Source organism: Vibrio sp. 2092, assembly GCF_033339635.1.
Taxonomy (GTDB): Bacteria; Pseudomonadota; Gammaproteobacteria; order Enterobacterales; family Vibrionaceae; genus Vibrio; species Vibrio alginolyticus.
This window is the reverse complement of sequence record NZ_JAWOUY010000006.1, coordinates 227,022-239,519: the sequence shown is the minus strand read 5'-3', so window position 1 is coordinate 239,519 and position 12,498 is coordinate 227,022. Positions and strand designations below refer to the sequence as shown.

Here is a 12,498-nt window from a genome sequence, read left to right as displayed (position 1 = left end):
TCTTTTACTTTATTTGTGCACTCAAAAGCGCCCAGTACTCGTCAAAGTTTGCAGTCGGCTGGTATTTAAAGTCGCTACGCACAAAGCGGTTTAGGCTCCCCTCAACTTGTCCCAGAATTTGCGCGGCTAGGATGCGCTCTTCGACAGGGAAAGACTTCCCTTCACGAATCTTACGTTCACGCAGGATTTGGCGCAATTGTGTTTCTATACGCTCAAAGAGTTGATTGATGCGTTCACGTAGACGTTCATTTTCAAACATTAGAGCATGACCCGACAAAATGCGTGTCAGACCTGGGTTACGTTCAGAGAACGCCAAAATAAGGTGCATCACCATACGAATACGCTCTAATGTATCTTTTTCGTCGTCTAGAATACGGTTGATACGTGTCATCAAGGCTTCTTCAATGAACTCAATCAACCCTTCGAACATGCGCGCTTTACTTGGGAAATGACGATACAGCGCGGCTTCTGAAACGCCGACTTGCTTGGCCAGTTTTGCCGTAGTAATGCGTGAAGCGCCATCTGTTGATTCAAGCATTTCTGCCAATGCTTGTAAGATCTCTTCACGACGGTTGGATTTTTTACTGCCGGCCATTAGTTACTTCCTTTCAAAATACAAAGTTGAGCGGAGGGGATTATAAGACGCTATTTCGCCTCAAACTAGACCACTAAAGGTGGAATGGGAGATTTAACACCCTTAGTTGTCATTTTTGTACCAAATTTATGCCAGCTTTTGTAAAAAATTGGCAGGGTTTTCAAACGTTAGTTACATCAATTGATGCATTTTTTCGAGAATTTTAAAGCTCAATGCTTCTTTTGATTCTAAAGCGAGCGCAAGTTCACCTTCAGGCCAGTAAAGGGTAATTGCGTTGTCGTTGCTATTAAATCCTTGCCCTGCAACCGAAACGTCGTTTGCACAGATCATATCGAGGTTTTTCTTTGTTAACTTGCCTCGAGCGTAGGTCTCTACATCATTGGTTTCAGCCGCAAAACCGACGGTAAACGGACGCTTCTCCGTCATTGCTGCCACAGATGCAACAATATCAGGATTTTTAACCATATTAATGACCATTTCGTCGTTGTCTTCTGTCTTTTTCAACTTTTGAGACGCGATCGTTTGTGGGCGGTAGTCGGCAACGGCAGCGCAGCTAATAAAGGAATCATGCTGGTTTGCATGTGTCATAACGGCTTCGTGCATCTCTTGTGCACTGGAAACATTTATGCGCTCAACACCTACGGGCGTATTTAAACTGACAGGACCGCTCACGAGGGTGACTTTTGCTCCCATCTGCGCTGCGGCGCTCGCCAATGCATAGCCCATTTTCCCGGAGCTATGGTTCGTAATGTAACGCACTGGATCAATCGCTTCGCGAGTTGGTCCGGCGGTAATGAGTATCGACCTACCTTCTAGCAATTTTGGTTGAAAGAACTGTTCACATAGATGTACTAGCTGCATTGGTTCCAGCATTCGACCTGGTCCTACATCACCACAGGCTTGCTCTCCTGCCGCAGGGCCCCAGATGTGCATACCACGACGCGCTAACGTAGCGATGTTCTCTTGGGTTGCGATATTGCGATACATCTGTTGATTCATCGCAGGAGAAACAGCAACAGGGGAATCCGTCGCGAGCACGAGCGTGGTAAGTAAATCGTTCCCCATGCCTGCGGACATGCGCGCGATTAAGTCCGCGGTCGCTGGCGCTAATAGCACTAAATCTGCCCATTTGGCCAATTCAATATGGCCCATAGAGGCTTCCGCTGCTGGGTCTAGTAAACTGTCCGAGACAGGACGGCCCGAAACGGCTTGCATGGTTAAAGGGGTAATGAACTCTTTTGCGGCTTTCGTCATTACAACTTGAACTTGCGCTCCTCTCTCTATGAGGCGACGGGTTAGCTCCGCACATTTATACGCGGCAATACCGCCACTGATGCCGAGTAGAATTTTCTTTCCTGCTAGTGTTTGCATGTGAGATCTCCAATTTGATGACCGGATTTTAACACAATTCAAAGTCTGACCGCCCGAGCATATATAACGAGAAGATAATTCACATCAAACTCCAGAGTATTAATCTGACCGAGGAAGGGAAAATTCTCGCCTACCTCACAGACAAGTTGCGCGGAGTTTGCAAGTCTGAAAAGAAAAAGAGGTAGTGGAAACCATGGTGTTGAAAAGTCGAAACAAATTGCTGCTGATAACCCTAATTCCGCTGTTGTTGATCACTACGTTGATCTCAGTGGTGTATTACATCAACAGCAGTAAAAGTTTGGAAGCGGAGCTGGCAAGAGACAGGCAAGAGCTCATCGAAACGAAAAAGAAAGAGTTACAAGCCTACATGATGATGGGCGTGACGGCGATAAAACCGTTATACGACGCGGATGTAAATGGAAGTAATAAAGAGGCAGCAAAAGAAATTCTGAAAGCCATGCGCTTTGAAAGCGATGGTTACTTTTTTGCCTACGACTCTCAAGGTGTGAATACGTTGCACGCTATCAAACCTGCATTAGAGGGTAAAAACCTTTACGACTTAAAAGATGAAAATGGGGTCGCAGTTATTGCGGGCTTGATTGACGCTTCTCAAAAAGGGGATGGGTTCCTCTATTTCTCGTGGCACAAACCGACCATTGACGCACAAGCTCCTAAGTTGGGCTATGCAGAATATCTATCGAAATGGGACTGGGTTTTAGGTACTGGCGTTTATATTGATGACATCGACCAGCAAGTTGCGATGCACAGAGAGTTAAAGACTCAAGAGCTAAAAGAGCATACATTATCTGCCGTGTTGATTTCCGCTATTGGATTGATCATTACCAGTGTTCTCACCAGTATCGTGGTGTCTAAAGGTATTCAGCCATTACAACATGTCGCGGCTTCATTAAAAGATGTTGCCGCAGGCGGCGGTGACTTAACGGCTCGTTTAAAAGTCGAAAGTCAGGATGAAGTCGGTGAAGTGGCGGCCGCGTTTAATGAGTTTATGGATAAGCTGCACCCACTGATGCAGGACATTCATCGCTCTGCGACGACAGTACAGACCGTTTCCCAAAGCCTGAACACTCAGACCAGCCAAGCGAGCGGTCAAATGCAGGATCACTGTTTAGAGACGGACAAAGCCGTGACGGCAGTGACGCAAATGAGCATGACTGCCAAAGAAGTAGCCAGCAATACTAATGCGACCGCGCAGGCAATTGACGATGCCAACAGTCAAGTCACCGCCGCTCAGCATGAGGTCGAGCAAGCAATAGAAGGCATTACCGAACTCGTGACGGAGATAGACAGCACGTCAGATGCAATTTCTGAGTTGAGTTTACAGACCGAAAAAATAACCAAAGTGCTGGATGTTATTGGCGAGATAGCCGAGCAAACGAATTTGTTGGCCCTAAATGCGGCGATTGAAGCGGCTAGAGCCGGTGAGCAAGGTCGAGGGTTTGCCGTCGTTGCGGATGAAGTGCGCTCGTTAGCCAGTCGTACGCAAAATAGTACTCATGAAATTGGCGACATGCTCAAGCAGCTACAAAATGGTGTATCAAGAGCGGTCAGTACGATGTCGGTGAGCCAAAAACGAGGTGTCAAAACGGCGGAAGAATCTGCGCTCATTCAGCAATCTCTTTCTGGTGTTCATCATTCTATCGGAACAATTCGAGATATGGGTATTCAAACCGCGTCTGCCGCCGAAGAGCAAAGTGCGGTTGCAGAAGACATCAACCAAAACTTAGTGGCTATTCAACAGATCGTGAACAACATTAATGAGACGTTGCAGCATGCCGAGTCAATCAGCACGCAGCTATCACAGTCTGGAACGGAAATTCACGGCTTGGTTGGCAACTTTAAACTCTGATGAACTGTTAAGTTGCATGGAAAGCACTGATGGTACGAAGAAAGCGAAAGTCATACTCGACTTTCGCTTTTTGTTTTGTGGAATAGGGACACTTTCCATATAAAGAGACATCAGATGATACTGAAAGCTTTGCCAAATGAGTCCATGCCCAGAGAGAAGCTACTGCAACGAGGGCCGCAAGCTTTGACCGATGCCGAACTGCTGGCCATCTTCTTGCGCACAGGCACCCGCGGAATGAACGTGATTGAGCTTGCAGACTTCCTTATTCAAGACTTTGGTTCGCTCAGACAACTATTTTCAGCATCAGAAGAAGAGTTTTGTCGTCACAAAGGATTAGGGCAAGCCAAGTATGTTCAGTTGCAAGCGGTACTAGAAATGACACAACGTTACTTGGCGGAGACGCTAAAGCGTGGTGATGCCTTAACCAGCCCCGACCAAACTAAGTTATATCTGTCTTCTATTTTAAGGGATCGGCAAAGAGAGGCTTTTTATATTCTTTTTCTCGATAACCAGCACCGAGTGATAAAAGATGAAATTTTATTTGAAGGAACGTTGGATGCCGCGTCGGTGTATCCGAGAGAAGTCGTCAAGCGTGCTCTGCATCATAACGCGGCGGCTTTGATTCTAGCGCACAATCATCCTTCAGGCGTCGCTGAGCCGAGCCAAGCTGACAGAAGGATTACAAGGCGTCTCACCGACGCATTAGCATTGGTGGATATTCGTATTTTGGACCATTTCGTCATCGGAGATGGGGAAAGTGTCTCTTTTGCTGAAAGAGGCTGGATATAACTGTGCGTTTTTTAGGTTGTTAGTTGCTAAAAATCTGCTATCATCCACGCCACTAAATTTTTAACTGAATTCAGCTTGGACTGCTAAAAAAATCTGCTGTCTAAAAAAAGATCACGAAAACCTGTAAAAAGGATCTGTTCGGGTCTTGAGCAATGCATATCAAGTTAGTATAATGCGCGACCTTTGATAGCCTTGTATGGATTTTCCATAGCGGTTCTTAACCTCTAACTTCTTTTCGAGAGATAGAGAGGTTCGGCCACCAAGGTTGATATCGAGCTGAAACGATTTTGGAGAAGACATTCATGTCACGAGTATGCCAAGTAACTGGTAAGCGTCCAGTAACGGGTAACAACCGTTCACACGCACGAAATGCTACTAAGCGTCGTTTTCTGCCGAACCTACAAACTCATCGTTTCTGGGTAGAGAGCGAAAAACGTTTTGTTAAACTACGTCTATCTGCTAAAGGTATGCGCATCATCGACAAGAAAGGTATTGATACTGTTCTTGCAGACATGCGTGCACGTGGCGAAAACGTTTAAGAGGAAATAAGCAATGGCAAAGAAAGGCGTTCGTGAGAAAATCCGTCTAGTATCTTCTGCAGGTACAGGCCACTTCTACACAACTGATAAGAACAAGCGTAATATGCCAGGCAAATTTGAGATCAAAAAGTTTGATCCAGTAGTTCGCCAGCACGTTATGTACAAAGAAGCAAAAATCAAATAATTGGTTTCAGTCTCTTTGATGAATTGAAAAACCCAACTTTCGAGTTGGGTTTTTTATTACCTGAATAAAAGTGCTGAAGAAAAGGTTCAGTACGTCATCGGGTTATAAGGCACTGCTGAAGTTATTCTACTGGTCCGACTCTATACTCGAATTTTTAATTTATCGTCCTATACCGCTTGGTCACCTCTTCTCTACATACTTGCACACCATTGTTCTAGTCAACCTCAATACTCTTTGGTAGTTTACTCATAACTATAAGAGAGTAGAGATGGTTATGCGTGTGAGTCCGGCTCGTCGCCGCCGATGGAACAATATTCTTATTCTGGGCATTATCGCGTTTATAGTGATCTTAAATGCGCCGATGTGGATCAAAACTTACCTATTAACAGACCAAGCAGACCCTTACCCAAATGTACTTCGCTCCGACTATACGGTGGAGTCTTTGTACTATAGTGGCTGGGAGTTTGAACTGCATGATGGACGATGGCAATCCAACATCAAAGTTGATGCACCGATCAGTGAACTTGTATCACGCTGGCAATCATTGGAAGGGACCGAGCTCACCTCAGAACAGTACGATCATTTAAAACCTAACCTGACGGTACCTGAAACGGTAGAAGTTTGGTATCAGGATCTCGAAGAGCCGCAGCGGGTGACTTTATTTCGTTTACCTGATTTTTGGCTATTTAAAACCTGGCAAGACAAATGGGTCGCTATCTCCGTCGATGAAAACTACCTTATGCCAGAGTAGAGCCTTTTTGCGCCTATACCCCTAATAAGCTTCCCTATTTATCGTTTTTCTTTTCGATTATGCTAGCAGCGAGAACTATTAGCCGGTGAATTGGAGAATCTAATGCCTGAGTTGCCAGAAGTTGAAGTGAGCCGTATGGGGATTAGCCCCCACATGGTTGGACAAACGATCCAGTCGTTTACTTTTCGAACGCCTAAATTGCGCTGGGATATTCCTACAGAGCTTAAAAAATTGGAAGGGCAGGTGATCCGTGCGATTAGCCGTCGTGCGAAATACTTACTGATCGAGACAAACACAGGTACAGCCATTGTTCACTTGGGCATGTCTGGGTCTTTACGTGTCCTAGATGCCGACTTTCCGCCAGCAAAGCACGATCATGTGGATCTCAAACTAAGCAGTGGAAAAATACTGCGTTATAACGATCCGCGTCGTTTTGGGGCATGGCTGTGGTGTGCTCCTGGTGAGTCACATGCTGTACTAGCAAACATGGGGCCTGAACCATTAACTAAAGAGTTCAATGCGGAATATGTAGCGGAGAAAGCTAAAAATAAGCGTGTTGCCGTCAAGCAGTTCATCATGGACAACAAAGTCGTGGTTGGTGTCGGGAACATCTACGCGAATGAGTCGTTGTTTAAATCTCGAATTCACCCTTCAAGGCCCGCAGGTAAGCTTACTTCTCAAGAGTGGGGGGTACTTGTTGAAAATATCAAAATGACACTTGAGATTGCCATTACGCAAGGTGGGACTACGCTGAAAGACTTTGCGCAAGCCGATGGAAAGCCGGGTTACTTCGCACAAGAGTTATTAGTTTACGGAAAAGCCGGAGAGCCATGCCCAGCATGCGGCGAACGACTTCAAGAGCTAAAAATAGGGCAGCGTAATACCTTCTTTTGTAGTGAGTGTCAGAAGTAAGACGAGCTAATATCGAGCTTAAGTTGTTGTAATCTTGCGTTCGAGCCTCAATAATTCAATCAGTTTCGAATAACTTAGTAAATTATATGAAAGTCATTTATCCGGGCACTTTTGATCCAGTGACTAATGGTCACCTCAATCTAATAGAACGTACTCACGAAATGTTTGATGAGGTTGTGATTGGCGTAGCCGCAAGCCCATCGAAGAACACTATGTTTTCATTGGAAGAGCGCGTTGCACTGATGCAGGACGTTGTAGCGCATTTACCTGGTGTGACGGTAAAAGGGTTCTCCGGGTTATTAGTGGATTTCGCGAGAAATGAGAAAGCTAAGGTTCTTATTCGTGGTTTACGAACAACGGTAGACTTTGAATACGAGTTTGGACTGACCAACATGTACCGAAAGCTATTACCAGGAATCGAGAGCGTATTTTTAACTCCTGAAGAAGAGTTTGCGTTTTTATCGTCGACTATCGTGAGAGAAGTAGCGATTCATGGCGGAAGTATCGAACAATTCGTTCCCAAGCCAGTAGCCATCGCGATTGGGGAAAAACTCAATGAAAGACAGTAAGTTCCCTTATTATTTCTCAAACGCTCTCTCGATACTTATCCCTCGCTTTGTATATCGAGCACAAGCCAAGCGTTTACTTTCGAATCTGACCGAAGCAGAGCAGCAACGCTGTATTGAGCGGGTGAACTATTACAATAAGTGTGAAACGCCGTTTTCAGTTGATAGCCGAGAACAAAGTTACTCGACCATCGATACATTCAAAAAAACGAAAGGCTGGACGTATTTTTTCGATCTTCGCCAAGTTGTACGCTATTTCCCTTCCAGTTTTGCGTTTAACTACATCAACGGCGATGTTACACACATCCCCAATGTACCGAGCTTTATAAAAAGCCGCCCTATTTTTGGTAACAACCAAAATTCAGTGGTGTTGAAACTTAATCAAGTTCGTCATTTTAAATTTATTGACGATCCTGTTCGCTATCAAGATAAAAAGGACATGGTAGCGTGGCGTGGCGTGGGTTTTCAGCCGCATCGTAAAAAGGTGATTCATGCGTTTTACAACCATCCGCAATGCAATATTGGCCAGACCCGCCCGGTAGAAGGGAAACCATGGGAAAAGGGCTTTATGAGTATTGAAGAGCAACTGCAGTATAAGTTTTTGCTCTGTATAGAAGGCAATGATGTGGCCACCAACCTTAAGTGGGCTATGTCGTCTAACTCCTTGGTTATTATGTCAAAGCCAAAATATGAGACTTGGTTTATGGAAGGTAAGTTAGAGGCAGGCGTCCACTATGTTGAAGTGAAGGATGACTATTCGGATTTGCCCGAAAAGATGGATTATTACCTAGCGAATGAGCAAGAAGCATTAGCGATCATTGAAAATGCGCACCAGTGGGTTGAGCAGTTCAAAGATAAACGTAAAGAGCGTTTGATCTCATTGATGGTTGCCGATAAGTACTTCGCTTTATCTCAGCAACAATAAAAAAGGGGCGAAACGCCCCTTTTTATAATCTTAAGCTTCTAGAAATTGATCAACACCATTCTTACAGCGTTTAAGCTTGTTTTTAATGGTGTTTTCTAAAATCTCGTCATTTTGTCCGAGTGACGCACGAGAGTTTTCTACGTGGTACAAGTGGTAGCCTACACCTGCGAATTTTAGGTAAAGACGTGACTTACCCGCATTCAACATGCGATGAACAAACTCGCTGTCTTCGCGTCCCCATCCAACAAAATCTTGGTTGAAGCCATTCACCTCGATGACATCTTGTCGCCAAAACGCCATGTTGCAGCCGCGAGTGGCTTTATCGTTATTACGCTCGTAAGAGAACCATTTCGATAGCAAGGCGTTGGTGATGCAGTTTTTACGATTACGAATGCCTTTGCTGAAAATGGAAGGCACTAAGCCGTTTTCCATGATGGCCTTGCTGCAGCTTTCATCCGTTAACACACGTCCACCCTGCACAAACCAATTTGGTTTTGCGACTTGCTTATGTGATTCAATAAACGTTTGGGACAGCACCATGTCGCCATCAATCATGATGAGGTAGTCACCTGATGCTTTGGCGATCGCACGGTTGCGGCTCATTGAAAGCTGAAAGCCATTATCCTCGTGCCAACTATGAATCAGTGGAACTGGAAAACCTTCACGCATTTGGTCAACCATTGCTTTGGTGTCTTCTCGAGAGCCATCATCTGCAACAATTACTTCGTCAGGCAAAACGGTTTGACGTTTCACGCTTTCTAACACCGCTTTTAATGCTTCTTTCCAGTTGTAAGTGGTGATAATTAAAGTCGTTTTCATGATTTTTTTGCCTGTTCACGTAAGTAGAGATCGATATATTTTACAAAAGTAGAGTGCATGCTTAGCCAAGCTAGAATGAAGCCATGCTTGCCATCAAGGAAACCTCGTTTGAGCACATACATCTTCAAAAAGCTCGCAAGAGCGTGAACGATAGCGGTCGTTAAACCCGCTTTCTTTTTACCTTCACGTTCATCCGTCCAGGCCTTGAGGTAGCCAGTGGTTTTATTGATGTAATGATGAAGGTGCTCGTAAGTGTAGTGATGCAGTCGACCATCCAGCTTTTCAGTTTGATAGTTTTTCTCATCAACTTTTTCATGAACGAGCGAATCATTATATTGTGTATATTCGGTGCGATATAAGCGCACAATCCAGTCTGGAGACCAACCAGAATGGTAGATGAACTTACCAAACGCTGAGCTTAGTCGATTAAGTTTGTATAAAACGTTCGGCTTATTGGCTGACACCGCGTGTAAGATACTTTCTTTTAGCTCTGGAGTGACTTGTTCGTCCGCATCAAGCCACAAAACGTAGTCTGCCGTAACGTATTGCTGCGCCAGTTGGCGCTGTTTACCGAATCCTGGCCAATCTAGGTTGGTGTAAAACTTATTTGTGTATTGTCGGGCGATTTCTTCAGTGCGATCAGTGCTGCCCGAGTCTAGAAGGACAATCTCATCGACCCAATCTTTTACTGTGTCTAGACAAGCTTGTAAGTGCTTCTCTTCATTTTTTACAATTAAGGCAACGGCTAAGGTTGGTTTGGACAAGGTCATTTCCTTCTTAACAAATCAAGACAGTAAGTTTACTGGTATTGAGGATACAAATCTTCTAAGACTTGATCGAACATGCTCATTACTTGAGTGCTGGTAATGCGGTTCATTGCCGTTTCATCTTTAGCGCGAGTTCGCCAGCTTAACTCGTGACTGTTTTTACCTGTTTCCGCAAAGATCGTTTCTTCATACACTGAGACAACGTATTTTAGATAACGGTAAGGTCCCACTCGCAGCGGATTATGGTGTGCATAGAGCCCGATGATTGGCGTTTTCATGGCATTCGCCATGTGTGCTGGTCCGGTATCGGGGGCGATGACCATTTCAACCTTATCTATTAACGCAAGCATTTGCAGAATTGAGCTTTGTCCAACTAAATTTAGACACGGTTCTTCCAAGCGAGATTGAATGGCCTCTGCCAGGTCCAATTCTACCTGAGCAGGGCTGCCTGCCAGAATCACGTTCCAGCCTTTTTCTCTGGCGTGATGAATCACATCCACATAACCTTCCGAGTTCCAGTTTTTATAAGCTTTGCTCGCACCAGGCACAATCAGCAGGTTAGGTTTACTACGAGAAATATGAGACTCTGCCCAAGCTTGGTCGTGGTCTGAATAAGAAAGTACCCAGTCTAGTTCTGCCTTTGGTACCCCAATTTGATGGGCAAAGGCCATTAAGCCATCTGCGACATGCAGAGATTGCGGGGAAGGCACTTTGACATTGGTAAATAGTGTTTGAAAGTCCTGGCTTCTATCAGAAGAGAAACCAAGTTTGTATTTTGCTTTAATGCCCAACGTTGCGACACTCGCTCGAATCGCGTACTGCATATGCAATAGCGCATCAAACTCTCTGCCTTTCAGCTGTCGCCAAAGTGATTTGTAGCCATCAAGTCCCGCTTTTTTATCAAAAACAATCACTTCTACACCATCGATGGCGGCTAATAACTGGGCTTCAAGTTTACCCGTTATCCAAGTAATCTGGGTCGAAGGCCAGTGTTTCTGAATAGCTTGAATTGTGGCGATAGTATTGCAAACGTCTCCGATAGCGGATAAACGCAAGACGCATAGTGACGATGGGGCAGAAGTGAACATAATTATTGTCTGATTCGATGAATAGAGGCAGGTAAATTATGCAGACATCCCCAATAAATGTAAAATACACGGCTCGAATATAGCTAAGTACTGATAAGTGTTCTGCAATGTCAAAGACAACACCACATCAATCGCAAGAATCTGGCAAGCCGGGTAATACCGGACTAAAGCGCATCGTTAAAGCGACGGGTTATTCGATCCAAGGATTAAAAGCGGCTTTTAAGCATGAAGCTGCCATTCGACAAGAGTTGGCTCTTTTGAGTATTGCTGTGATTTTGGCTTGGCTAGTGGATGTCGGCATGGTTGAGCGTATCTTAATGATCGGGGTCGTGGTATTAGTCTTGATTGTAGAGCTTGTAAACTCAGCGATTGAGGCGGTAGTGGATCGTATCGGTATTGAACGGCATGAACTCAGTGGTCGAGCTAAAGATATAGGCTCTGCTGCCGTTATGGTTGCTTTGGCGTTTGCTGCATTTACTTGGTTGTATATATTAGCCAGCCGGTATTTAGGCTAGAGGGTGAGCGTATGACTCAACAGTATAAAAACAACAACCAAGTGATCTGGTTTGATGACGAGATCATTACAGACCCTAGCCAACCGATATTTGATGCGGAATACTGGCAGTCCTCCGACAAGGTGGTTGGCAGTGCGACGGGGCGAGGCACGACATGGTTTATCCAACTAGAGAACATGCAAGCGGCACTACGTCATTACCGTCGTGGCGGTTTGTTTGGGAAGTTAGTTAACGATCATTATTGGTTCTCTGGCTGGGATAACACCCGTTGTGCGCAAGAGTTTCAGCTTTTGTTGGCGCTAATTGAGGCTGGGGTACACGTTCCTCGTCCTATTGCAGCAAGAGCCGTAAAGTCAGGACTCTTCTATCAAGCTGATTTATTAAGTGAGCGAATCCCAAACGCCAGAGATCTGGTTAGTATCTTGCAAGAACAGTCTTTATCGGTAGAAATGTATCAGAAAATAGGGCAAGAAATTGCCAAGATGCATCAGGTTGGCGTTAACCATACCGATTTGAATATCCACAATATCTTGATCGACGACAAAGATAAGGTATGGATTATCGATTTTGATAAGTGCCGCTTTGAAGCTTCTGGTGACTGGAAAGACCAAAATCTAAATAGACTCCTGCGTTCATTTAATAAAGAGCGTTTAAAGCGACAGATTATTTGGCAAGAATCCGATTTTGAGCATTTGCAGGACGGTTACGCTTCTCAAATTTAATTGGGTTTTTTATCATTTTATAATTGATTGCCCTAAGTAAGCCTTTCTTGTGTCCAACGACGCTCGAGTGAGTCCATAAACTACAATC

15 protein-coding genes are annotated in these 12,498 nt (G+C 44.8%); 10 read left to right on the top strand and 5 right to left on the bottom strand.

What is annotated here, in order from left to right:
• Positions 1-4: 4 nt before the first annotated feature.
• Complete coding sequence (gene slmA / locus R7P80_RS13160; RefSeq protein ID WP_005379386.1) at positions 5-595, bottom strand: nucleoid occlusion factor SlmA; 591 nt, start codon at positions 593-595, stop codon at positions 5-7.
• 171 nt (positions 596-766) lie between these two features.
• A complete protein-coding gene (gene coaBC / locus R7P80_RS13155; RefSeq protein WP_213960906.1) occupies positions 767-1,966 on the bottom strand; it encodes a bifunctional phosphopantothenoylcysteine decarboxylase/phosphopantothenate--cysteine ligase CoaBC in 1,200 nt (399 codons plus the stop codon).
• Positions 1,967-2,159: 193 nt separating this feature from the next.
• On the opposite strand from coaBC, the gene R7P80_RS13150 reads away from it, so the two are divergent.
• The 8 genes from R7P80_RS13150 (at position 2,160) to R7P80_RS13115 (ending at position 8,499) form a co-directional block, all read left to right on the top strand.
• Positions 2,160-3,833 (top strand): methyl-accepting chemotaxis protein, encoded by a 1,674-nt coding sequence (locus tag R7P80_RS13150; protein WP_225491693.1) that lies wholly within the window; start codon positions 2,160-2,162, stop codon positions 3,831-3,833.
• A gap of 114 nt (positions 3,834-3,947) precedes the next feature.
• Positions 3,948-4,622: a RadC family protein gene (radC, locus tag R7P80_RS13145; protein WP_025768320.1), complete on the top strand. Its 675-nt coding sequence runs from the start codon at positions 3,948-3,950 to the stop codon at positions 4,620-4,622.
• A 302-nt stretch (positions 4,623-4,924) separates the two neighbouring features.
• The gene (rpmB, locus tag R7P80_RS13140; protein ID WP_005384783.1) at positions 4,925-5,161 is read left to right on the top strand and encodes a 50S ribosomal protein L28; all 237 of its coding nucleotides are present in this window, start codon (positions 4,925-4,927) and stop codon (positions 5,159-5,161) included.
• Between the two features lie 13 nt (positions 5,162-5,174).
• Positions 5,175-5,345, top strand: a complete 171-nt coding sequence (gene rpmG, locus R7P80_RS13135; protein WP_004410866.1) for a 50S ribosomal protein L33 — start codon at positions 5,175-5,177, stop codon at positions 5,343-5,345.
• A 274-nt stretch (positions 5,346-5,619) separates the two neighbouring features.
• On the top strand, positions 5,620-6,096 hold the full coding sequence (locus R7P80_RS13130) for a hypothetical protein (protein ID WP_225491694.1): 477 nt from the start codon (positions 5,620-5,622) through the stop codon (positions 6,094-6,096).
• 102 nt (positions 6,097-6,198) lie between these two features.
• Positions 6,199-7,008, top strand: coding sequence for a bifunctional DNA-formamidopyrimidine glycosylase/DNA-(apurinic or apyrimidinic site) lyase (gene mutM / locus R7P80_RS13125; RefSeq protein WP_053303393.1), 810 nt, complete (start codon positions 6,199-6,201; stop codon positions 7,006-7,008).
• Positions 7,009-7,094: 86 nt separating this feature from the next.
• Positions 7,095-7,577 carry a pantetheine-phosphate adenylyltransferase gene (gene coaD / locus R7P80_RS13120; RefSeq protein WP_017820709.1) on the top strand — a complete coding sequence of 161 codons (483 nt, stop codon included), beginning with the start codon at positions 7,095-7,097 and terminating at the stop codon, positions 7,575-7,577.
• Positions 7,564-8,499 carry a glycosyl transferase family 90 gene (locus tag R7P80_RS13115; protein ID WP_053303391.1) on the top strand — a complete coding sequence of 312 codons (936 nt, stop codon included), beginning with the start codon at positions 7,564-7,566 and terminating at the stop codon, positions 8,497-8,499. Before coaD ends, R7P80_RS13115 begins: the two co-directional genes overlap by 14 nt.
• A 30-nt stretch (positions 8,500-8,529) precedes the next feature.
• On the opposite strand, the gene R7P80_RS13110 is transcribed toward R7P80_RS13115, so the two are convergent.
• From R7P80_RS13110 to R7P80_RS13100, 3 genes are read right to left on the bottom strand one after another with little or no spacing between them, the layout of a single operon-like run.
• Positions 8,530-9,318, bottom strand: coding sequence for a glycosyltransferase family 2 protein (locus tag R7P80_RS13110; RefSeq protein WP_137281652.1), 789 nt, complete (start codon positions 9,316-9,318; stop codon positions 8,530-8,532).
• The gene (locus tag R7P80_RS13105) at positions 9,315-10,082 is read right to left on the bottom strand and encodes a glycosyltransferase family 2 protein (protein ID WP_225491695.1); all 768 of its coding nucleotides are present in this window, start codon (positions 10,080-10,082) and stop codon (positions 9,315-9,317) included. Before R7P80_RS13105 ends, R7P80_RS13110 begins: the two co-directional genes overlap by 4 nt.
• 35 nt (positions 10,083-10,117) lie before the next feature.
• Positions 10,118-11,173: a glycosyltransferase family 9 protein gene (locus R7P80_RS13100; RefSeq protein ID WP_225491696.1), complete on the bottom strand. Its 1,056-nt coding sequence runs from the start codon at positions 11,171-11,173 to the stop codon at positions 10,118-10,120.
• Positions 11,174-11,280: 107 nt separating this feature from the next.
• Between R7P80_RS13100 and R7P80_RS13095 the strand changes: the two genes are divergently transcribed.
• Positions 11,281-11,688, top strand: a complete 408-nt coding sequence (locus R7P80_RS13095; RefSeq protein ID WP_005395798.1) for a diacylglycerol kinase — start codon at positions 11,281-11,283, stop codon at positions 11,686-11,688.
• A gap of 11 nt (positions 11,689-11,699) precedes the next feature.
• Entirely contained in the window at positions 11,700-12,410 is a 711-nt protein-coding gene (locus R7P80_RS13090) for a 3-deoxy-D-manno-octulosonic acid kinase (protein ID WP_225491697.1), read from the top strand.
• Positions 12,411-12,498: the final 88 nt, after the last annotated feature.